Here is a 21,701-nt window from a genome sequence, read left to right as displayed (position 1 = left end):
TTTCATAGATCTAAATGTGAATATTCTGAATGAAAGTTATAAAAAACACCTAGCTAAATTTTATAAAAAATACGCCTTTGCTTATGATAAGCGAAAAGCGTATGAATTATCTATGTTTAATGCTTGGTCAACTTTATGTACAATTGTGTTATTTGTACAAAGCTTTTCATCCATATTATTAATTATTTTTGCGATAGAAGAACGTGTCTTCTACATCAAATTCATAACGTGCTGGATTAAAAATTTGCTCTGTCGATCCAACAAATAAAACGCCATCCTTGCGCAATGCTTTACTAAAATTAGTATAAATTTGATCTTTCGCTTCCTCTGTAAAATAAATCATGACATTGCGGCAAACAATTAAATCATAATTGCTGTCATAAGCATCATTCAATAAATTATGTTTCTTAAAGGTTACACAACGCTTAATCTCATCCTTCACGCGATAGAAGGAGCCTTCTTGTTCAAAATACTTTGCTTTAATATCACTTGGGACCTCGGCTAAAGAGCGTTCAGGGTAGACACCTAACTTCGCCTTTTGTATCACATTCTCATCTAAATCAGTAGCAATAATTTGAATTTGAGATAAAGGCACCAATTGAGATAATACCATTACTAAAGAATATGGTTCTTCTCCTGTCGAACAAGCCGCACTCCAAATTTTTAAACGCTTATTAGTTTGTAAAAGTTTCGGAAATATTTTCTTTTGTAATACTTCCCAGCGCTTTCCATTGCGATAAAACTCAGAAACATTGATCGTCATACGATCTAAGAATTCATTCATTAAATCACGATCTTGTTCGAGTGCCTTTAGAAAGTCTACAAAATTACGATAGCCCTTTTTCTCATAAAGAGAGGTTAATCGTCTTTTCATTTGCGCTTCTTTATATAACGCTAAATCTATTCCTGTTTTGCGCTTAATACCTTCTATAAACTGTTCATAATCAGACATATGGTCATCTTCCCCTCTAGCGTCGTATTACCATTATAGCGGAAAAGTCCCAATCCTGAAATAGTCTTTCTCATGTATGCAAATCTACTTTCTTACGTTTTGTTTTTCCTCTAAAAGTAATATTTTCGACTGTTCTAATTCAAGTCTCATTTTTTCTGTTTCAATCGTATAAGTTTCTAACCTAAGCTTTTCTAATTCTACTTCTTTTTCAACAGCCTTCAGTTTTATTTTTTGTTGTCTAGTACGAGCGTCTGTAAAAATTCCAGCTAGAGAAATAATGACGCCCCCAATTATCGCTACAATGGCAATTGACAATCCGTTCACTTCCTTTCGTTATTTTGATTATACGGCAAAATGGAAAAAATAGTTTCATTTTTCAGGAATTTATTCCAATAAAAAATGAAGGTAGTTTTTCACCACCCTCATTCTATCCATTATCGTTAGACTTGTATGCGATACTCTTTTAAATCTTCTCGTAATTTAGCCTTCAAGAATTTACCTACAGACGTTTTTGGTACCTCGTCAATGAAGACAATATCATCAGGAACCCATGATTTATGGAATTGGTGCTGTAGACTCTCTAGTAACTCTTCTTTTGTAATCGTACCCTTAAACTCTGGCTTTGCTACGACACAAGCTAATGGTCGCTCCAACCACTTTTCATGTGGAATGGCAATAACAGCCGCCTCAAAGACCTTTGGATGGGACATTAATGCATTTTCAAGCTCTACTGAAGAAATCCATTCGCCACCACTCTTAATTAAATCCTTTGTACGGTCGGTAATTTTAATATAGCCATCTGTTGTCATCACAGCAATATCGCCTGTATAGAGCCAGCCGTCTTTAAAGGCCTCTTCCGTTCGTTCATCCTGATAATACTCATTAGCAATCCAAGGTCCTCTAATCGTAAGCTCTCCCATCGTTTTGCCATCCCAAGGCACTTCACCATTTTCATTGACAATCCTTGTATCAATAAGTGGCATCGTCATACCTTGTGTAATCCGAACATTCATTTTTTCATCAGCCGTGTAGTCCTGCATATGTGTTAAATACGTGGATAGGCTTACAAGAGGTGAGGTTTCCGTCATACCGTAACCTGTCATGTACGGGATATTAAGTTCTTGCTCAAAGCCTCGGACAAGACCAATTGGTGAAGCAGAACCTCCACAAACAATTAATCGTATAGACGATAGGTCACGAGGATTTTGACGCTGCTCCTGTAGAACGCCCAGCCATATAGTCGGTACACCTGCTGTCAATGTAACTTTATATACATCAAATAATTCTAGCAATAGCTGTGGTGTAAACATAGGTCCCGGTAAGACCTGTGTAGAACCAAATGCTACACTGGCAAATGGTAATCCCCATGCATTCGCATGGAACATTGGGACAACAGGTAACACCACATCCGACTCACAAATTGCAATACTGTCAGCGAGACCAGCTGTTAAACTATGAAGTACAATACTGCGATGTGTATAGACTACTCCCTTTGGCATGCCCGTCGTTGCACTTGTATAGCACATGCCTGCAGGTGTATTTTCATCTAAATCTTCTGGGAATGTGAAATGTTCATCTGCCTCCGCAAGTAGCGATTCATAGGAAAGAGCATTTGGAATCGGTAAAGTTTCTACTGCAACAGCATCACCCATAATGATATAATGCTTTACCGTTTTCAGCTGAGAGACGATAGGTGCAATTAGTGGCACCAGATTATCATCTATTAATAATATTTCATCCTCGGCATGATTGATGACATAGGCAATATGCTCAGGGGATAATCGAATATTAATCATATGCAATACTGCTCCTGCACATGGTACAGCAAAATAGGCTTCCAAATGGCGATGGTGATTCCAAGCAAATGTGCCCACCTTCATTCCTCGATCCATCCCTAGTTTCGTCAAAGCATCGGCTAATCGGCGAGTCCGTTTGACATATTCTTTATACGTAAATTCGTGAATAGTAGTGGCACTTGTTCGAGAATAGATTTTCTTTGAATGAAAAAATCGTTCTGCACGATTCAAAAAACTTGTTAATAATAAAGGTGTATCCATCATATGCATGATACCGCTTCCCTTCATCTACGATTTTAGAAACAATCAAAACAAAAACTATTTGAACTAGATTTTGCCGTTACCTCGGTTGCATGCGAATGGCACCATCTAGTCGAATGACCTCTCCATTTAACAAGCCATTGTGGATAATACTTTCAACCAAAAGAGCATATTCCGAAGGTTTACCAAGTCGTTTAGGGAATGGTGTCATTTGAGCAAGAGCTGTTCGTGCAGGCTCAGGTAACGAAGCAAACATTGGTGTTTCAATTAATCCTGGCGCTATGGTCATCACTCGGACACCGATTTCCGCAAGCTCTCTTGCAATTGGCAACGTCATGGCTGCTACGCCACCTTTTGACGCGCTATAAGCAGCTTGTCCGATTTGCCCATCAAATGCAGCCACAGACGCGGTATTAATAATGACGCCACGCTGTCCATCCTCATTTGGCTCATTATGTTGCATTTTTTCTGCCACCAGACGGATGATATTAAACGTGCCAACTAAATTAACAGCAATCACTTTTTCAAATAACGCAAGGGCGTGTATACCACGCTTCGAAATAACTTTACTCGCATCTGCAATGCCAGCACAGTTCACTGCAACATTGATCTTGCCAAAAGCTGCAATAGCCTGCTCAAGGCCAGTCGCCACCTCCTCTTCCTTTGTGACGTCTACTCGTGCATAAAGGACATTTTGACCTAATTCTTCCACTAGAGCTTGTCCACGCTCATCATTGACATCAAAAATAATTGCTTTGCCACCCTGTCCTATTAATTTCCGAACGGTTGCCTCTCCTAAACCAGAGGCACCCCCTGTTACGACTGCCACCACTTCATGTTCCTTCATCAGACATATCCCCTTTTACATTTTTTCAATAATCGTGGCATTGGCCATTCCCATTCCCTCACAAATCGCCAACAAGCCGTAACGATAATTCTCTCGCTCCATTCGATAAAGCATAGTCGTTAACAATTTTGTACCTGTTGCCCCTAATGGATGTCCCAGTGCAATGGCTCCACCATCAGGATTGAGCTTCTGTGGGTCTCCTCCTATTTCATGCAGCCATACGAGCGGCACAGGTGCAAAGGCTTCATTTACCTCATATGTGTCGATATCCTCAATGTTGAGGCCTGACCGTTCTAATGCTTTTCTAGTAGCTTCTATTGGCCCTGTCAGCATTAATGTCGGATCAGAGCCCACGACCACTCTTGTCACAATTTTAGCGAGTGGTTGAATGCCTAGTTCTCTCGCTTTATCCAATGCCATTACGACTACAGCTGAGGCCCCATCACTCATTTGGCTCGCATTGCCCGCAGTAATCGCGCCATTCTCTTGAAAGACAGTTTTTAATCCATTTAAAATGTCAACGGTAGTTTCTGCACGAGGACCCTCATCTACCGCAAATGTTGTCACTGAGCCATCCTCTTGTGGAACTTGAATGGGTAGTATTTCAGCTTGGAAATGACCCGCTCTAATGGCGGAAATCGCCCGTTGATGGCTTTGATAAGCATAGCTATTTAGCTGTTCTTTCGATAAAGACCATTGGGAAGCGATTTTCTCTGCTGATAATCCTTGATGGATAATATCATATCTTTCCTGTAAGCGGTTACTAGCATGGGCATGTTGCATGTTTGAGCCCATTGGTACTCTTGACATACTTTCTACCCCACCAGCAATGACAATGTCCATATCCCCCGCTAAAATTGCCTGTGCTGCGAAGTGCACGGCTTGTTGGCTTGAACCACACTGACGATCAATGGTTACTCCTGGCACACTCTCTGGGAAACCAGCCATTAATAAAGAGGTCCTCGCAATATTTGCCCCTTGTTCAGCTGTTTGCGTCACACACCCCAAAATGACATCGTCTACTTGTTCCTTACCAATGCCTGCACGCTTTACAACCTCCTGTAATATATCAGCTGCTAACTCATCTGCTCGAACTTGACTTAATGCGCCCTTACTTCTTCCTATAGCAGTTCTCACAGCTGCTACAATCACCACTTCTCTCATGTCCATAACCCCTTTTCCTCGTCATCCTCTTAGTCTATTGACGAGTCTACTCAACTATTCCTCACTTAATTATCAGAATATTACATTATTTATTGTACATGACTAAGAAGTTTTTAACAATTCTATATGTTTCTAGTAAGAGATTATTCGTCGGAATGATCCCTCCCCTTTTTTTTGCGCAATAAAAAAGCAATCTCAAAAAATTGAGATTGCTTGATCTATTCGAAATTAAACTAACTCTTCACCGAAGAATAAGCCGATTTCGCGCTCTGCAGAAGCAAGAGAGTCAGAACCGTGGATGATGTTGTGAGATACTGTTGTAGCGTAGTCACCACGGATTGTACCTGGGTTAGATTCTTCAGGTTTCGTTGCACCCATCATTGTACGTGCAAGCTTGATTACGTTCTCGCCTTCCCATACCATAGCGAATACAGGACCAGAAGTGATGAAATCAACTAATTCACCAAAGAATGGACGCTCAGCATGCTCAGCATAGTGCTTTTCTGCTAATTCTTTAGGAATTACCATTAATTTAGCACCTTTCATTACAAAACCGCGACGTTCGAAACGATCAACGATATCTCCAATTACTTGACGTTCAACGCCGTCAGGCTTAACCATTAAAAAAGTTTGTTCAATTGCCATGTTTAAAACACTCCTTAAATTCGTCTAACAGGTTTTACACCTACCGATAAATATTAACAAAAAATGAGCTTTTGTACAACAAAAAGCTAGAATTTGCGCTTACCCATGAACAATGCTACATCACGTAATTTTTTCTTAACGGGATGTTTTGGTAAAGCATCAATTTCCTGTAAGGCTTTTTTCAAATATTTATCACTCATACGATTAGCTTGCTCAATTGCATGAGATTTACGCACATATTGCAACATATTTTGACGTTCCGATTCTGTTAATGTGCCTGCAAACACTTTAACTAAGTATGGTTGCATCTCCGGGTCATCTTTCAATAATAAAATCGGTAAAGTAATATTGCCCTGTAGTAAGTCACTACCTGCTGGCTTCCCTAGTTCTTTATCGGTTGCCATAATATCTAAAACATCATCGATAATTTGGAAGCTCATGCCTACAAAGTAGCCGAAGCGCTTTAAATGCCGAACTGTTTTAGCATCAACCCCCGCTGCCACAGCTCCTAGCTCACAGCTTGAGGAAATAAGTAATGCTGTTTTGCGTTTGATTCTTCTAAAATAATCTTTTAAACCTTGATCTAATCTAAATTTATCTTCAATTTGAATGACTTCACCGTTACAAATCTCCACCATCGTACGGGCTAAAATTTGATGAACAAGTGGGTCTTCTAACTTTGTTATATATTCCAGCGCACGTGCGAAAATAAAATCGCCTGTGTACATTGCTACCCTGTTATTCCACTGTGATTTGACAGTCGGGCGCCCTCTTCGCATATTGGAGTCGTCAATGACATCATCATGTACAAGCGATGCCATATGAATGAGTTCTAAAGGTACTGCTACATCCTTCATCTTCTCAATGTCATAATCACCAAATTTTGCGCCTAGTAACACAAAAATTGGTCTTATCCGTTTGCCACCAGCTTGTAATAAATGGAGAGAAGCATCGTTGATCAAATATGAAGACGAGTCCACCGCTTTTTCTAACTCTTGTTCAATGATTTCGATATCTGATTTCAAATCGGAATAGAGTAGTTTTAACTTCATCTTTTCCACGCGTGAAAACCTTCCCCCATTAACGTATCTTTTTAAAGCCCATATGCATTGCCGCAGCCCCGCCACTGTATGCTTTGTACGTTACTTTTTCTAATCCTGCCTGCTCAAACAATGCCGCTAACCTTTTCATACCTGGGAAATCATTCGCAGATTCCTGAAGCCAAGAATACTCCTTATAGCTTTTCGCAAATATTTTACCAAATATCGGCATTATATATTTAAAATAAAAACGGAACAGCTGACGATAACCAGGAATTTCAGATTGAGATGTTTCTAAACAAACCACCATTCCACCTGGTTTAACAACACGATGCATTTCCTTCAAAACTTGTAAATAATCAGGTACATTGCGAAGACCAAAGCCGATTGTCACATAATCAAACGTATCATCTGGAAAAGGCAACTCCATCGCATTTCCATGAACTAGTTCAATTTGTGGGTATGGCTCTACCTTTTTTTCGCCAACTTTCAGCATGTTTTGACTAAAGTCTAGCCCTTTTACTTCTCCACTTTCACCAACAGCCTCTGCCAATGCAATTGTCCAGTCTGCAGTGCCGCAGCATACATCAAGTGCTTTTGATCCAGGTTTTACAGCCATGTGCTTCATCGTATCGTTACGCCAGCCAACATGCATCTGGAAACTAATTACACCATTCATTTTATCGTAGTTTTCCGAAATACTTTCAAATACTTCGTGAACGTGCTCTTCTTTCGTTTTAGCCATTTTGAAAAACCTCTCTTATCCGTTAGTAGAAGCAATGGATGCCTCTACATGTGCATGTAAAGCTTGTTTGATATCACTTTGTAAAAAGGATGCCTGATTAATGAGCTGTGATAGCTCTGTTTTTAAATGCACAATTTTCCCTTGGATGACGCTATTAAAGGTTGCGCCATTACGTCTGACACTTTCTTCTAGTGCCTTACCCATTAAAGACATTTGCCCACGTTGATAAGCTGTCCATTCTTTTTCTAAACGTAAGATTAATAAGCTTTTTTCTATAAGTGGTATATATTCACCGAAAGAATAAAGATCAAAAAATTGAGCAATTAACCCGGATTCTATCGTACTCATCGACGTATACCACTGTTCCATTGTTCGTTGTTTATTTTCATAAACCTTAATTTGGTTTTCACATCGTGCCACAATACCTTGTGACAAATTTCGAATCAATGCAACATTTCCTGACATTGCTAATATTTCATAATAACGACCACTATAAAAATCCCCAGCTAAAACGGTAAGCTGCTGTTCTTTTGATGTTGCGTCTAATTCTTTTATATGATCGTGAGCCGCTAATGCTGCGTATACTATGCCAACAGTAATTGCAGCCTCTTGTTGCTCTTGTTGCCATTCTTCACCATTCAAAAACGGGATTAACAAATAAAACAGTTGATTTTCATCTAGCACAGGTACACCTGTGTATTTTTGCAAAGTTCTATGACGAACATCCATGAAAATCTCTGTTTTTAACTGTGCAATTGAATTTTGAATGTATGTTGCATTCATAGACCTTACTCCATTTCACTTTCAGATACGTCAGCCTTTACAAGGCCAAACGCTTGCTTACTGAGTCATTATAGCATACGCAACGATGCGGAATAAAAAAAATTTGCTTTCTTCATAGCACAGGCAGTAAAGCTCTCCCATAATTGAATGTTGGAATGCTAACTGCCCATAGACCTTATACTAAGTTTTTCACATCTAGTGTTTTTATATGTGCTGTTGAACGCTAAACAGCATTAAAACCTAGAAACAAAATTTCTTATTTTTTCGCTTCGCTATTGATCACGCCATGTGCTGTATGAATTTGCGCTTTACCGCGTATTTTCATGGCAGATGTGTGTTCTGTAAATTGAGCAATCATTACTTCGCCGGCATCTAATTTCTCTGAATGATGGAATTTCGTATCAGTTCCACGTGTTAATCCAATGACATGTACACCATCTTCTTCTGCTTGAATAACAATATAATCTTGTGACATCTTTGTACACTCCTTAAATCCGACAAATTCTTAGTTCATCATAACATAATTAGACACGCAATTTAAGACATTTGAATAAATGATAGTACTTCTCTACGTTTCACTTCATCTTCCTCATAAATACCGCGTGCAACAGATGTCACCGTTTTAGAACCAGGTTTTTTTAATCCACGCATTGTCATACACATATGCTCAGCCTCGATCACAACATAGACACCTTTTGGCGAAAGCATCTCCATAATTGTGTCTGCTACTGAAGAGGTAATACGCTCTTGTAGTTGTGGTCTGCGGGCAATCGTCTCCACTGCACGGCCTAACTTACTCAGTCCAGCAACAACGCCGTCATTTGGTATGTATGCAACATGTGCTTTGCCATAGAAAGGTACTAGATGATGCTCACACATCGAATAAAAAGGTATATCTTTGACAAGCACTAGTTCCTCATGATCCTCATGAAATACCGTTTTAAAATAATCTTTAGCATCCTCATGCAAGCCGCTGAACATTTCGGCATACATTTTTGCTACACGCTTCGGCGTATCCAATAAACCTTCACGATTTACATCTTCACCTACTGCTTCTAAAATCATTTTTACCGCTTCTTCTATTTTTAATAAATCAATATTCGACATCAAAAAACCCTCCTGCATATCAAAACATTACACATTTCCCTATGCATCGTAGCACATCCAAAAGGTAAGCGCAAAATGACTTACCTGATTCATCAGAAATTCGCTTCTAGATAAGCAAATCACTGTATATTATTATGTAAAATTCAAATTTGAAGTTAAAAAGAGCAGCCTTCATGTTCGTTAACATGAAGACTGCTCTATGTAACTACTAGACGTGTATTATTTTACCGCGTCTTTAAGCGCTTTACCTGGTTTGAAAGCAGGCACCTTGCTAGCAGCGATTTCGATTTCTTTACCAGTTTGTGGGTTACGACCTTTACGAGCCGCACGTTCACGTACTTCAAAGTTACCAAAACCAATTAATTGTACTTTGTCACCCTTTGCAAGAGCATCTTGAATTGTATCAAATACAGCTTCAACTGCTTTAGAAGCGTCTTTTTTAGAAAGACCTGCAGCTTCAGCAACAGAGTTTACTAATTCTGTTTTATTCACACCATTCACCTCCTCTCAAAGGGTCATGAACCAATTCTGTAAAAAGAGTAACACATAGAAAACCGCTACGCAACTGTATTCATACATGATTATAACCAAAAAATCAGTTTTTCACCCAAAAAACAAAAATAAAAGGACTTTTCGCATAAAAACGAAAAGCCCTGCGTATATTTTTTGCATTTTTTCTGAATTTTATCACTATAAAATAAATGTTACTAAACCACGATCTCCTTCGTTAACCATACGTTCAATCGTCTGACGCATACGTTTTTTGGCAGTAGGTGGAACTGCATCCATTTTATAGCGAATACCCTCTTTTAATACTTCATGCAATGGTGTACCAAATAATTGTGTATTCCATAAGGCATCACGATCATGTAAATAAGCATGATTTAAATCTTTTAGAAGTTGCTGACTATGGAACTCTGAGCCAATTAACGGTGCAAATTCTGACTCCATATCCACTCGGATAATATGATAGGATGGCGCTTTTGCCTTCATTCGTACGCCGAAGAAATTATTCTGTTTAATGAGCTCTGGGGCTGTTGGCTCAAATTCCTGCATCATTGGCAATGTCACGCCATAGCCTGTCGTATCAGCATCGTGAATAGCACTTTTAAATCGCTTTTGGGCCTCTTTTGCCTCTGCCGCCTCTTTGATAAAGAGTAACCAATCTTTTTTCGTTTCAATTGGTTCTTCTAGCCATTCATTACAAACTGATTTATACAATTCACCCTGTAGGGATACCCGAATTACAGCTGTTCCTACACCTGCATCTACATGAACAACTTCACTTTGGTCAATAAAGTCAATGGCTTTAAAGGCATCTGACGCCTGTTGCACATCTCGAATTTTCATCACAGAAGAAAGGACTTCCTCCATCGAATCAATCAATGCAACATTTAATGGATGTGTAGCATCTAATACATCCAGCCAGTCTGGTTTTTCTACCTCAATGGTACGAATTGGGAATTCAAATAACGCCTCTTGTAAAATATATTGAATATCCGTTTCTCTCATTTGATCAATGGACATCGCAATAACAGGGACATTGTAACGTTCAAACAATTCATTGCGAAGCTGAACCGTTTCTTCTCTCGCAGGCATTTGGCAATTGAGTAAGATGACAAATGGTTTGCCGATGTCTTTTAATTGCTCTACAATTTCCTCTTCTGCCTTCTCTGCTGCTCGTCGACTGATTCCGTTCACTGTACCATCAGTCGTTACGACAATACCAATATTCGCATGATCGCGAATCACCTTATCTGTGCCAATTTTAGCGGCTTCCTGAAATGGAATTGGCTCCGTATGCCAAGGCGTATGAACAAATTTTGGTCCATTTTCATCCTCATAGCCTTTTGTCCCATCGATAATATAACCAACACAATCTGCTAATCGAATTTGGAATGGCATTTCATCTTCACCGACCACAATACGGGTTGCTTGGGCAGGCACAAACTTCGGCTCAGCAGTCATAATGACTGGCCCCGGAGAACTTTGTGGCAACTCATCTTGTGCTCGCATTCTTTCCGTTTCATCCACAATGTTTGGTAACACGACTGATTCCATTACCTTTTTTACAAATGTTGATTTACCTACACGTACTGGACCGACAACACCAATATAAACATCGCCATTTGTGCGCTCTGCAATTTCTCTAAATACTGCTTCACTCAAGGTTTCTGCCTCCTTTATCTACGCTTTTTCACTATATGCGAGCCTGTAGACAAATATGAAAAAGCCCCTCACAAATGTAAGGAGCTTGTTTGCTATTTCTCTTTTTTCTCGGCGGCTTCTGCCTCTTGTTTTTGTAATTCTTTCGCTTTTTTGACATCCGCATTATACGTTTTCATATCATAGACAGGCTCTCCATTCTCGTCCACTGTATAGGGAATAGAATAGGCAGGCACAACTGGAAATTTGTCGACAAGCAGTTGGCGAATATCATCACCTGGCTTTACATTCGGCTTATCCTCTTTTAAAAGCTGGCCTAAATCCACAGCATAGTCTACATGTAATTCACCATCACCAGTCATGAAAAGCGGTAACTCGACGCCAGAATAGGGACTTTTTACAGTTACCTCTGTTTTATACCCCAAATCTTTATAGTTGATCTGATAAACATTATCTGAAATTGACCCTTTTATTGGTAAATACTGTGTAGATAGTTTACGAATACCTATTTCACGTATACGCTCTGCCGCGTTTAAATCTACTAATTTGACCGATGCCTCATTTTCAGGGTCCCAAATGATATATTGATATATACCACCTTTTTCATAGGCATTTCCAGGAATTGTCGTCAAATACTTCGGCATAAGTTTTTCAAAATCGATTAAATATTTGATATAGATATCCGTATCTAACTCGCTATTTTTAATTGGTACTAGTCCACCTGTTGCTTCACGGTATTCATCCACAGCACGTTGAACTGCCGCTAGTTGATCGACATCAGGCGTGACCTTAGCCCTTTTTTCTTCTTCTGGGTACGCACATCCTACTAACAGTATGGCGGTTGCAAATACCAACAGCAAAGCACTTAGTTTTTTCATGTTACTGACACCTCATTATTATTTATGCTGGCCAAGTGGCAACTACAAGTACCATTAAAAATGTGCCAAGTCCAAACAGTATGTATGCACATAAATTTACGACTGTTCGTAAAAATACATTTGAAATCTTATTTCGCGCTAAATAAATTAAGCCGACTGATATAATCATAAATGCGATGCAATAAAACGACACCCACATTACATCAAGCGCAGGCATATGAGCTAACGGGCCCATTTCAAAAAACCACCTTTCTTTGAATGTCAAGACACAATCAAAGTATATTATACTATGTGCTTTTGCTAAAAAGAAATAGTTGTCCCATAACTATCAAGAAATGGACAACTCTTTAAGCTTGTATTTCTATTCAACTAGTGGCACACAATAAGGCGTCTCAACAGATTGGTTGAGACACCTTATTTATGTCCATTTAATGACAAGTCTAATCAAAAAATTAATATTAATGCTTCATATCGTCTATTTCTCGTTTTTTCATACGCATCATTAAGGCATCTACTGCCACTTTCGGTTCAACATCATTAAATAGCACACTATAGAGCTCTGTGGAAATCGGCATGGCGACATCATATTTCTCTGCTAATTGATAGGCTGCCTTCGTGGTACGGACACCTTCTACGACCATGCCCATTTGATCCAGCACTTCTTGTAGCTTCATACCTTGCCCTAACATATTACCTGCACGCCAGTTTCGCGAGTGGACACTTGTACAGGTTACAATTAAGTCCCCCATACCTGTAAGTCCTGAGAACGTAAATGGATTACCACCCATTTTTACACCTAACCGTGAAATTTCTGCAAGACCTCGCGTAATAAGTGCCGCTTTCGCATTGTCTCCATAATTTAAGCCATCAGTAATACCTGCCGCTAAAGCGATAACGTTTTTCAACGCTCCTCCTATTTCCACACCAATGATATCCTCATTTGTATAGACGCGGAAGAACTGATTCATAAATAAATCCTGTACCTTTTCAGCAGCATCAATGTTGGCACAAGCTGCAGTAACCGTTGTAGGATGATGCAGCACCACTTCTTCTGCATGACTTGGCCCAGAAAGAACAACAATTTCTTCCACATACATAGCTGGTAAGCTCTCTGCTAAAATTTCAGATATTCGTTTTAATGAGTCAGGCTCAATTCCTTTTGAAACATGGACAAACAACACTTTTTTGGTTAATTCAGCCGTTAGTTTCTCGCATACTTCACGAATCGCTTTTGTTGGAACAGCCACAACAATGGTTTCTGCATGAGTAGCTACCTTCGCCATATCACTCGTCGCATGTAAATTTACAGGTAGAATGGTTTCTGGTAAATATTTTTTATTCGTATGCAGTTGATTGATTTCTTCTGCCTGCTCAGCTCTATGTGTCCATACAAGCGTATCATGTCCATTTTCCGCTAGTACCATTGCCAGTGCAGTACCCCATGAGCCTGCCCCTAACACACAAACTTTTTCCATAACAAAATCCTCCCTTTGTTGGGTTGTCTATAAATAAGTTCTTTCTTGTAAAAAGACGCCACCCTACAATAATGTCGGGTTGGCGTATTGTATGTCTATAGCTATTGCCTTAAGCACGCGCACGTGTAATTAAACGAATTGGCGTCCCTTCAAAGTCAAATGTTTCGCGAATGCGATTTTCTAAGAAGCGTTCGTATGAGAAATGCATAAGCTCAGGTTCATTCACAAAAATAACGAATGTTGGTGGCTTAATTGCTACCTGAGTAGCATAGTAAATACGTAAACGACGACCTTTATCTGTCGGTGCAGGATTACGAGCCACTGAGTCCTCAATCACTTCATTTAAAATAGAGGACTGAATACGCATCGCATGATTCTCGCTGACACGTTGGATAATCGGTAAAATTTGATGCACACGCTGTTTTGTATTCGCTGACACAAAAATAATTGGGGCATAATCCAAAAATAGGAAATGCTCTCGAATTTGCTGTGTAAAGACATTCATTGTTTTTTCATCTTTTTCAATGGCATCCCATTTATTCACAACAATGATCACAGCTTTTCCAGCCTCATGTGCATAGCCAGCGATTTTTTTATCTTGCTCCTGAATACCCTCTTCTGCATTCAGCACTACTAAAACAACGTCTGAGCGTTCAATAGCACGTAGCGCACGTAGCACAGAATATTTCTCGGTTGTTTCATAGATCTTTCCTTTTTTACGCATACCCGCCGTATCAATAATGACATATTCCTGTCCATCATATGCATAAGGCGTATCAATCGCATCACGTGTTGTCCCTGCAATATTACTAACAATAACACGTTCCTGCCCTAGGAAAGCATTCACTAAAGAGGATTTTCCAACATTCGGTCGACCAATTAAAGAGAATTTAATGACATCATCACCGTATTGTTCTTCATCTTCTTTCGGGAAATGTTTCGCACATTCGTCCAATAAATCCCCTAAACCTAAACCGTGGGAACCTGAAATAGGCCAAGGTTCACCGAAGCCAAGTGCATAAAAATCATAAATCATTTCACGCATATCAGGATTATCAATTTTATTGACCGCTAATACAACTGGTTTTTTTGTTTTGTATAGAATTTTAGCAACTTGCTCATCTGCTGCCGTTACTCCTTCACGACCATTTGTCATGAAAATAATTACGTCCGCTTCATCAATGGCAATTTCAGCTTGTTGACGAATTTGTTCTAAAAACGGCTCGTCTCCAATTTCAATGCCACCTGTATCAATAATATTAAAATCGTGTGTTAACCACTCTGCCGAACTATAAATACGGTCACGTGTTACGCCTGGGATATCCTCCACAATCGAAACGCGTTCTCCAACGATACGATTAAAAATCGTCGACTTACCTACGTTCGGACGACCTACGATGGCTACTACTGGTTTCGTCATCTGTACTTCATCCTTCCAACTTCTTGTCTTTCGCTATTATACACGAAAAATGCCATTATATCATATCATATCCATAATGTAGAACGCTATGTATGGCTATTAAAGGTGTTACCCCTTTTTTTGAGAGTTCTATTAGGTGTTTTGAAGGTTTTATCCGCTACTTTTAGAGGTACTATCCTTCAATTTAAGTGTTCTATCTTTTACTTTAATTTGTATCCTTCACTTTTAGAATTCTATCCGCTACTTTAAAGGTTCTATCCTCTACTTTTAGAGTTGTATCCTTCAATTCAAAGTTTTTATCCACTTCTTTATTGTTATCCTTCACTTTTAGAATCCTATCCGCCACTTTAAAAGTTTTATCCGCTACTTTTAGAGTTGTATCCTTCGATTCTAAGTTTTTATCCGCTTCTTTATTGCTATCCTTCACTTTTAGAATCCTATCCGCCACTTTAAAGGTTTTATCCGCTACTTTTAGAGTTGTATCCTTCGATTCTAAGTTTTTATCCGCTTCTTATCTGCTATCCTTCACTTTTAGAATCCTATCCAACACTTTAAAGGTTCTATCCGCTACTTTTAGAGTTGTATCCTTCGATTCTAAGTTTTTATCCGCTTCTTAATTACTACACCCTCACTTTTGAAGTTCTCTCCCCTTCAAACCTTCTATCCACCATTTCAACCATAAAAATAGCGAGGATACAATTATGCATCCTCGCTTTATACATTATTTAAAGTTTTTTAGTTTATCGCCAATCACATCACCAAATGAGAAGCCTGTATTCTCTTCAGGTAATTCATAGTCGATTACTTCTTCTGCTTCAGGATTTTCTAGTAATTCTTTAATACTAAGGGCTAGACGACCTTCGTCAGCATTGACATCAAGGACCTTCACCTGTACTTCTTGTCCCTCTTTTAATGCTTCATGAGGCGTGTTAATGTGCTTATGCGCAATTTGCGATATATGCACTAAACCTTCAACGCCTGGGAATACTTCCACAAATGCACCGAATGAAGTAAGTCGCTTCACTCTACCGTCTAAAATAGTGCCTTTCGCGGCACGTTCTTCTATATTAGACCATGGTCCAGGAATAGTTTCCTTAATAGATAAAGAAATACGTTCATTTTCTGGGTCCACTGATAGAACTTTTACTTTTACATCTTGTCCTTCAGCTAAAACTTCACTCACATCACTCACATGCTCATGTGATACTTGCGAGATGTGTACAAGACCATCAATACCACCTAGGTCGATAAATGCACCAAATGCCGCGAGACGCTGTACTTTACCATCCAATACATCGCCAGCTTTTATTTGATTAATCACATTTTTCTTTTGTGAAGCTTTCTCTGCTTCAACCACTGCTCGGTGAGATAAAATAAGGCGATTCTTATCCTTATCAAGCTCAACAATTTTAAAGCTTAATGTTTGCCCTTTATAGCCTTCAAAATCATCAACAAAATAGTCCTCTACAAGCGATGCTGGTACAAAGCCACGTACACCTAAATCTACGACAAGACCACCTTTAACAATATCCTTTACTTCCGCTTCAAAAATTTCCTCAGCGGCAAATTGTTGCTCTAGTGTATCCCATGCTTTTAGAGCATCCACTTTACGTTTTGATAGGACAAAGTTTTCTTCTTCAACCTTTGTAATCATCAATTCTAATTCATCTCCAACTGAGATGACATCAGACGCTTTCTCAATGTGTAAGCTTGATAATTCACTAATCGGTACAATACCATCAAACGGTGCACCTGGAATTGATACAGATACTGCCTTTTCATCAACTTGCGCGGCAATGCCTTTGACGATATCACCCTCGTTAAACGTTTGTTCTGCATAGTTCATTTCTTCAGACATATGTAACCCTCCTTCGCATCTTCCCTTACTATTTTATTCGATATTGAAGACAAAGACAAAAATAAATCCTTTAAATTCAAAAAATGTCTGAAATTTTAGGATTTATAGCATTTTTTCTTCTGCTAATTTTAAAATAGCTTGTGCTGCATCATCAATAGACAATGCTGTTGTATCTAAAAAGATCGCATCTTCAGCTTGAATCAGTGGCGATGCTTCACGCTCACTATCCTTTTTATCACGTAGTGCAATTTCTTCCTGAAGTTTTTCAAGAGATGAGTCAATGCCTCTTTTTTGATTATCAATCAAGCGTCGTCTAGCACGCTCCTCTACTGTTGCAGACATGAAAATCTTTAGTTCTGCATCCTTTAAGACATGTGTAGCAATATCGCGGCCATCCATGACAACACCGCCATTAGCTGCAAGTTTTTGCTGTTGGGCAACTAATAGCTCACGAACCTTCGCATGGGCAGCTACTTGTGAGACTGATGAAGTGACCTCATTAGAGCGTATTTCCGCAGACACATTGTGACCATCTAAAAAAACAAGCTGTCCCTGAGGTGATGGTTTTAATTCAATTGTGCTTACGTCAAGCATCTCTGCTAATTTTGCTTCATCATCTAAATGTATGTTTTGTTGCAACGCTTTATACGTAACTGCTCGATACATTGCGCCTGTGTCAATGTAAGTAAAGCCAAGTGCCTCAGCAACAATTTTCGCGATTGTGCTTTTGCCAGCACCAGCAGGCCCGTCTATCGCAATTTGAATGTTTTTCTTCATATTCTTCCCTACTTTCTGCACCTCTTATTGTATCATATAACCTCAAAAAAGCCCTCTCCTAGGAGAGGGCTTCATTAAAATATTCATTAAGAAATTAAACATGAAAAGGGTTCATTTCTTTACGACGATTGACTAATTGACGTTCAAAGCAAAAACGGACAATATGCTGTTGATCGACATCATCTGTATCTGTTAGTTGGATTGTTGCAATGCGTTTATCCTCTTTTTCGAAAATACGTACGATCAGCGCTTCTGTAACGACATACTTGACATCTCCATTGGCAAATGGCAATACAATGGTTAGTTTTACTTCATCACCCTCAGTGAAAGCTACTTGACCTTTCAACATGACTGCTAGGCCTCCTGCACTAATATCCACAGTCACAAGCTGATATTTATAATCCTTCAACTGAATAGCAACGTCTACTTGTGTCTCCACACGAACGTATTCTCGTCGCTGAATTTTTATAAACTCCTCTGGTGTTGGACAATGCAACATAATCATTGGTATATTACCTGCTTTACGGCCAACTACCTCTGTATTAAAGGCAAAGGATTGCTTATCCTCAGTACGAAAAGTTGCTCTAAATTCTGAGCCATCTATTAAAAATGCCGTTTTCTTTGTTGCCATATTAACTGGATAATCAATATATAGAATATTATCTTTTTGCTCTACAACTTTACAGCGGAATTTCTCCAAACGCTCTGTATAAGTTGGTTCAAGTTGTAATTGTGTACCAATTTTTATTTCCATGAGCATCTCCCCGTGCGAAAAATATAGTTTAATTATCTCATGAGAAGCTTATTTTGGCTATAAAAATTGGTAGTATTTTCATGTCAAGTTGATACAGAGCGGAAGCATCATTGATTAAGTTAGATATTCCACTTTTAATACATTATGGTTTTCCGCATCAATAACAATTCTAAATGTTTCCTGCGTATTACCATCACGCAATGCAATGACCTCATAGCAAAGACGTTGCTCAAATTGTCCATTATCTGTGTAGATATTTTTTACCTCTTGGACTTGAATATCGTCTTGGAAGAACGTTTTCCAATCAATCGGCTTAGCTGTTTGCTTTTTAATATTTTCTTCTTGAATATATTCCATTGCATTTGCACCTAACAGCTCACCTGTATCTTTCGCCACTTTCAATTGAACACCATCAGCGTAGATTAACGCATTATCTCCAGGATGGACACGAGCAAATGTCACATGCCAAGCTTGATGATTTTCGCGTGATTCCACATAGGCTACATCTTTCATGCCTAATTTCTTCACATATTCCTGCGCTTTTTTCATGATTTCCTCTTGTGATAACTTGGCTTCATCCACAGGACGTTCTACTAAATAGGATAATAAATGTCCACCCTTTTCTGTTAAATCAACATAGCCTAATCGAATCCCTTGGTGGAATTGGATATGATAAAAAGGATATGGTGCTGTATCACTACTTTTTGTAACTGTAAATGTGGCATCTTTAATGACAGGGAATAAGTATTTCACTTTTTCTAGTGCTTCTTTTTCGGTAATAACGGCATCCTGTAATGCCTTTAACTCAATTTTTTTCTGCCAATCAGATTCAGATAAAGTTAACGGGAAATCCTTTTCGCCGTAGCCTTTTAATGTATCTTTTACAGTATCAAATTGGCTATTTGGATTTTTATTATCTACTTGCTGTAGCCAAACATCCATTTTCCCATCATGCTTATAGAAATCGACGGTTGCTGCTGTCCATTCATCGGAAAGAGATTGTAAATTCGTTGAAACCTGGGGCATTTTTTCACGCCAAGCTTCATAATCCCCTGTTTTCGCTGTCCTTTTTGCTTCATCGCCAAGTCGCCCTAGATAGTTCATCCATTCACTTGATAGTTCTTGTCCTATTGGAATATTCGCAATTGAAGAACGAACTTCTGAGCTTAAACGCCAAACCGAATCTAGTTCATTGTGAATCGCCTGCTCATCTTGAAACAACAGGGATTGTGATACTGAGCGTTGAAGATGGGAAAGTTTTTCAGATGCATCCGTTAACTTATCTGTATATTGTGCTAGCACGGTACGTTGTAAATCTTCTTTATCTCCATGTAAATCAATGCTGTATGCCCCTAACCCAATAACGGCAATCGTTAAGACCACGAGCCAAGTTTTCATCTAGGTTCCTCCTTTCTATGAACAGAAAATATGCTCTCCAATTTGTTTAATTTGTGGACGTGACCAAATCCATTTGCTCGTTGCAGTTTTTGGATTGAAATAATACAATGCATTTTCAGAAGGGTCCCAGCCGTTCATGGCATCAATAACCGCTTCTTTCGCTCGCTCATTTGGCTCAAGCCAAATTTGCCCATCTGCAACAGCTGTAAATGCTAACGGTTGGAAAATGATACCTGAAATAGTATTCGGGAAATCTGGGCTTTCCAAACGATTTAAAATAACTGCAGCAACTGCTACTTGTCCTTCATATGGTTCTCCTCTTGCCTCTCCATATACCGCATTCGCCATTAGCTGTAAATCACGCTCTGTATATTTGGGAGGAACTTGTGTCTGTGTTCCATTATTATTACTACTTCCACTACTATTGCTACTGCCACCACTAGTATTCTTTTTCACTTGCTGATCAAGTGGCTTGCCACCATAATAAGTAAATTGATTTCCCGCATTTAATTGAGCTTTCACCCATTTTTCATCATAATCTGAATTGCCTGCTAATGCTTTCTTTGTCTTAGCGCCTGCAATCCCGTCTACTGGTAACCCATAATTTTCTTGGAAATTACGTAAAGCCCAGTATGTGTTATAGCCAAATTTGCCATCAATTTTACTCTTATAAAAACCTAAGTATTGTAGCCTCGCTTGCAATTCAACGACATCATCTCCATAGGCACCCCGAGTAATTTGCTGATCGCTAAATGCATTCGCATCATTTTGAGGAATCGCAATTATACTAATTCCTAATATCAAAGCAAAAAGTATGCTTACTAAACGCACTTTTATCACTCCTTTTTTTTATAGCTTGAAACAAAAGGAGTAATTTATACATGATAAAAATGAAATAAAGCGTAGAAATCTTTGACGATTTCTACGCTTTATATTTTCTTTTGCATGTGAAGATGCTGCACCAGATGATAATGTGCAAGCTTCACTTTGCGCAAGCCAAACCACCATAAAAACAACATAAAAGGAATCATTAAATAAACCCAGTGACCTTTGAATGATAATATTGTATTGTATAGAATGTGAAGTACGACTGGTGCACAAAGTGCCATAGCAATCATCTCTTTTGTCTTAACAAGTTTCGAAAACTTAGCCCGTCCATAATAATAGCCCATTACGACACCGAACAAAGCATGACTCGATACTGGTAATAAGGCTCGCATAAATGCCGTGTCTAAGCCAAATGAAAGTAAATAAAGAACATTTTCAATCGTAGCAAAGCCAAGTGAAATGCTTGCCCCATACAATATACCATCGTAAGGGTCATCAAATTCTATATGATTATAGATGGCAATTAATAGTACAAACCATTTAAAAAATTCTTCAATGACACTTGAAAATAGTACGTCTTGAAGATAAAGATATCGAAAAACCCCTTCTTCTGTTAATACATACTGTAAAAACATGATTGGGAACGTTAAAAATGCGCCGTATAAAAACGTTTGTAGTAAAGTTCTTCTTGGCTCCGTAGCCATCTGATTGCGCAAATAGAAATAACTAAAAAGCGCTAGACCGGGAGCAATGGCAGCAGATAATAAAATGATCATGATGCCGGCTCCTTTCAACAATAGACTGCTA

24 protein-coding genes are annotated in these 21,701 nt (G+C 38.9%); all 24 read right to left on the bottom strand.

Going from position 1 to position 21,701, the window contains the following annotated elements; all coding sequences use genetic code 11:
* Positions 1 to 178 precede the first annotated feature (178 nt).
* Complete coding sequence (locus tag L6W14_RS06755; RefSeq protein ID WP_131519665.1) at positions 179 to 952, bottom strand: CheR family methyltransferase; 774 nt, start codon at positions 950 to 952, stop codon at positions 179 to 181.
* Between the two features lie 84 nt (positions 953 to 1,036).
* Positions 1,037 to 1,267, bottom strand: coding sequence for a hypothetical protein (locus tag L6W14_RS06750; RefSeq protein WP_131519664.1), 231 nt, complete (start codon positions 1,265 to 1,267; stop codon positions 1,037 to 1,039).
* A gap of 125 nt (positions 1,268 to 1,392) precedes the next feature.
* Entirely contained in the window at positions 1,393 to 3,018 is a 1,626-nt protein-coding gene (locus L6W14_RS06745; protein WP_237900057.1) for a long-chain fatty acid--CoA ligase, read from the bottom strand.
* A gap of 70 nt (positions 3,019 to 3,088) precedes the next feature.
* Positions 3,089 to 3,856 (bottom strand): 3-hydroxyacyl-CoA dehydrogenase, encoded by a 768-nt coding sequence (locus tag L6W14_RS06740; RefSeq protein WP_237900055.1) that lies wholly within the window; start codon positions 3,854 to 3,856, stop codon positions 3,089 to 3,091.
* A 15-nt stretch (positions 3,857 to 3,871) separates the two neighbouring features.
* Positions 3,872 to 5,020 carry a thiolase family protein gene (locus tag L6W14_RS06735; RefSeq protein WP_131519661.1) on the bottom strand — a complete coding sequence of 383 codons (1,149 nt, stop codon included), beginning with the start codon at positions 5,018 to 5,020 and terminating at the stop codon, positions 3,872 to 3,874.
* Between the two features lie 228 nt (positions 5,021 to 5,248).
* Complete coding sequence (gene ndk / locus L6W14_RS06730) at positions 5,249 to 5,665, bottom strand: nucleoside-diphosphate kinase (protein WP_131519660.1); 417 nt, start codon at positions 5,663 to 5,665, stop codon at positions 5,249 to 5,251.
* Between the two features lie 86 nt (positions 5,666 to 5,751).
* Positions 5,752 to 6,726 (bottom strand): heptaprenyl diphosphate synthase component II, encoded by a 975-nt coding sequence (hepT, locus tag L6W14_RS06725; RefSeq protein WP_054550708.1) that lies wholly within the window; start codon positions 6,724 to 6,726, stop codon positions 5,752 to 5,754.
* 19 nt (positions 6,727 to 6,745) lie between these two features.
* Positions 6,746 to 7,450 carry a demethylmenaquinone methyltransferase gene (locus L6W14_RS06720; RefSeq protein ID WP_004232623.1) on the bottom strand — a complete coding sequence of 235 codons (705 nt, stop codon included), beginning with the start codon at positions 7,448 to 7,450 and terminating at the stop codon, positions 6,746 to 6,748.
* Positions 7,451 to 7,465: 15 nt separating this feature from the next.
* The gene (locus L6W14_RS06715; RefSeq protein WP_131519659.1) at positions 7,466 to 8,233 is read right to left on the bottom strand and encodes a heptaprenyl diphosphate synthase component 1; all 768 of its coding nucleotides are present in this window, start codon (positions 8,231 to 8,233) and stop codon (positions 7,466 to 7,468) included.
* A 256-nt stretch (positions 8,234 to 8,489) separates the two neighbouring features.
* Positions 8,490 to 8,708 carry a trp RNA-binding attenuation protein MtrB gene (mtrB, locus tag L6W14_RS06710; protein ID WP_004232621.1) on the bottom strand — a complete coding sequence of 73 codons (219 nt, stop codon included), beginning with the start codon at positions 8,706 to 8,708 and terminating at the stop codon, positions 8,490 to 8,492.
* A gap of 62 nt (positions 8,709 to 8,770) precedes the next feature.
* Positions 8,771 to 9,340 (bottom strand): GTP cyclohydrolase I FolE, encoded by a 570-nt coding sequence (folE, locus tag L6W14_RS06705; RefSeq protein WP_009370809.1) that lies wholly within the window; start codon positions 9,338 to 9,340, stop codon positions 8,771 to 8,773.
* A gap of 219 nt (positions 9,341 to 9,559) precedes the next feature.
* Positions 9,560 to 9,832, bottom strand: coding sequence for an HU family DNA-binding protein (locus tag L6W14_RS06700; protein WP_004232618.1), 273 nt, complete (start codon positions 9,830 to 9,832; stop codon positions 9,560 to 9,562).
* 198 nt (positions 9,833 to 10,030) lie between these two features.
* Entirely contained in the window at positions 10,031 to 11,509 is a 1,479-nt protein-coding gene (gene spoIVA, locus L6W14_RS06695; protein WP_016993351.1) for a stage IV sporulation protein A, read from the bottom strand.
* Positions 11,510 to 11,601: 92 nt separating this feature from the next.
* Positions 11,602 to 12,384 carry a hypothetical protein gene (locus L6W14_RS06690; RefSeq protein WP_237900053.1) on the bottom strand — a complete coding sequence of 261 codons (783 nt, stop codon included), beginning with the start codon at positions 12,382 to 12,384 and terminating at the stop codon, positions 11,602 to 11,604.
* A gap of 22 nt (positions 12,385 to 12,406) precedes the next feature.
* Positions 12,407 to 12,619 carry a DUF2768 domain-containing protein gene (locus L6W14_RS06685; RefSeq protein WP_004232605.1) on the bottom strand — a complete coding sequence of 71 codons (213 nt, stop codon included), beginning with the start codon at positions 12,617 to 12,619 and terminating at the stop codon, positions 12,407 to 12,409.
* A 223-nt stretch (positions 12,620 to 12,842) separates the two neighbouring features.
* Entirely contained in the window at positions 12,843 to 13,859 is a 1,017-nt protein-coding gene (locus L6W14_RS06680; RefSeq protein ID WP_237900051.1) for an NAD(P)H-dependent glycerol-3-phosphate dehydrogenase, read from the bottom strand.
* Between the two features lie 109 nt (positions 13,860 to 13,968).
* Positions 13,969 to 15,279 carry a ribosome biogenesis GTPase Der gene (gene der, locus L6W14_RS06675; protein ID WP_004232601.1) on the bottom strand — a complete coding sequence of 437 codons (1,311 nt, stop codon included), beginning with the start codon at positions 15,277 to 15,279 and terminating at the stop codon, positions 13,969 to 13,971.
* Between the two features lie 205 nt (positions 15,280 to 15,484).
* Positions 15,485 to 15,706 carry a hypothetical protein gene (locus tag L6W14_RS06670; RefSeq protein ID WP_237900049.1) on the bottom strand — a complete coding sequence of 74 codons (222 nt, stop codon included), beginning with the start codon at positions 15,704 to 15,706 and terminating at the stop codon, positions 15,485 to 15,487.
* 294 nt (positions 15,707 to 16,000) lie between these two features.
* Positions 16,001 to 17,137, bottom strand: coding sequence for a 30S ribosomal protein S1 (gene rpsA, locus L6W14_RS06665; RefSeq protein WP_237900047.1), 1,137 nt, complete (start codon positions 17,135 to 17,137; stop codon positions 16,001 to 16,003).
* 102 nt (positions 17,138 to 17,239) lie between these two features.
* On the bottom strand, positions 17,240 to 17,914 hold the full coding sequence (gene cmk / locus L6W14_RS06660; RefSeq protein WP_237900045.1) for a (d)CMP kinase: 675 nt from the start codon (positions 17,912 to 17,914) through the stop codon (positions 17,240 to 17,242).
* A gap of 94 nt (positions 17,915 to 18,008) precedes the next feature.
* The gene (locus L6W14_RS06655; RefSeq protein WP_237900035.1) at positions 18,009 to 18,668 is read right to left on the bottom strand and encodes a flagellar brake protein; all 660 of its coding nucleotides are present in this window, start codon (positions 18,666 to 18,668) and stop codon (positions 18,009 to 18,011) included.
* Between the two features lie 114 nt (positions 18,669 to 18,782).
* Positions 18,783 to 20,066 carry a PepSY1/2 domain-containing protein gene (locus L6W14_RS06650; protein ID WP_048389800.1) on the bottom strand — a complete coding sequence of 428 codons (1,284 nt, stop codon included), beginning with the start codon at positions 20,064 to 20,066 and terminating at the stop codon, positions 18,783 to 18,785.
* A 15-nt stretch (positions 20,067 to 20,081) separates the two neighbouring features.
* Entirely contained in the window at positions 20,082 to 20,897 is an 816-nt protein-coding gene (gene sleB / locus L6W14_RS06645) for a spore cortex-lytic enzyme (RefSeq protein WP_237900027.1), read from the bottom strand.
* Between the two features lie 98 nt (positions 20,898 to 20,995).
* Complete coding sequence (gene prsW / locus L6W14_RS06640; RefSeq protein ID WP_004232588.1) at positions 20,996 to 21,670, bottom strand: glutamic-type intramembrane protease PrsW; 675 nt, start codon at positions 21,668 to 21,670, stop codon at positions 20,996 to 20,998.
* Positions 21,671 to 21,701: the final 31 nt, after the last annotated feature.

It is taken from the genome of Lysinibacillus sp. ACHW1.5 (genome assembly GCF_022014815.1).
GTDB lineage: Bacteria > Bacillota > Bacilli > Bacillales_A > Planococcaceae > Lysinibacillus > Lysinibacillus capsici.
The sequence above is the reverse complement of the archived record's forward strand: the minus strand, read 5'-3'. Positions and strand labels throughout refer to the sequence as shown.

Coding starts and splice junctions, on each gene's coding strand:
- der (WP_004232601.1), bottom strand. CDS start 15,279: ATGACGAAACCAGTAGTAGCCATCGTAGGTCGTCCGAACGTAGGTAAG.
- folE (WP_009370809.1), bottom strand. CDS start 9,340: ATGTCGAATATTGATTTATTAAAAATAGAAGAAGCGGTAAAAATGATT.
- L6W14_RS06655 (WP_237900035.1), bottom strand. CDS start 18,668: ATGGAAATAAAAATTGGTACACAATTACAACTTGAACCAACTTATACA.
- L6W14_RS06650 (WP_048389800.1), bottom strand. CDS start 20,066: ATGAAAACTTGGCTCGTGGTCTTAACGATTGCCGTTATTGGGTTAGGG.
- mtrB (WP_004232621.1), bottom strand. CDS start 8,708: ATGTCACAAGATTATATTGTTATTCAAGCAGAAGAAGATGGTGTACAT.
- L6W14_RS06680 (WP_237900051.1), bottom strand. CDS start 13,859: ATGGAAAAAGTTTGTGTGTTAGGGGCAGGCTCATGGGGTACTGCACTG.
- L6W14_RS06735 (WP_131519661.1), bottom strand. CDS start 5,020: ATGAGAGAAGTGGTGATTGTAGCAGCTGTGAGAACTGCTATAGGAAGA.
- rpsA (WP_237900047.1), bottom strand. CDS start 17,137: ATGTCTGAAGAAATGAACTATGCAGAACAAACGTTTAACGAGGGTGAT.
- L6W14_RS06690 (WP_237900053.1), bottom strand. CDS start 12,384: ATGAAAAAACTAAGTGCTTTGCTGTTGGTATTTGCAACCGCCATACTG.
- L6W14_RS06755 (WP_131519665.1), bottom strand. CDS start 952: ATGTCTGATTATGAACAGTTTATAGAAGGTATTAAGCGCAAAACAGGA.
- L6W14_RS06745 (WP_237900057.1), bottom strand. CDS start 3,018: ATGCATATGATGGATACACCTTTATTATTAACAAGTTTTTTGAATCGT.
- L6W14_RS06715 (WP_131519659.1), bottom strand. CDS start 8,233: ATGAATGCAACATACATTCAAAATTCAATTGCACAGTTAAAAACAGAG.
- L6W14_RS06720 (WP_004232623.1), bottom strand. CDS start 7,450: ATGGCTAAAACGAAAGAAGAGCACGTTCACGAAGTATTTGAAAGTATT.
- ndk (WP_131519660.1), bottom strand. CDS start 5,665: ATGGCAATTGAACAAACTTTTTTAATGGTTAAGCCTGACGGCGTTGAA.
- prsW (WP_004232588.1), bottom strand. CDS start 21,670: ATGATCATTTTATTATCTGCTGCCATTGCTCCCGGTCTAGCGCTTTTT.
- L6W14_RS06740 (WP_237900055.1), bottom strand. CDS start 3,856: ATGAAGGAACATGAAGTGGTGGCAGTCGTAACAGGGGGTGCCTCTGGT.
- L6W14_RS06685 (WP_004232605.1), bottom strand. CDS start 12,619: ATGGGCCCGTTAGCTCATATGCCTGCGCTTGATGTAATGTGGGTGTCG.
- cmk (WP_237900045.1), bottom strand. CDS start 17,914: ATGAAGAAAAACATTCAAATTGCGATAGACGGGCCTGCTGGTGCTGGC.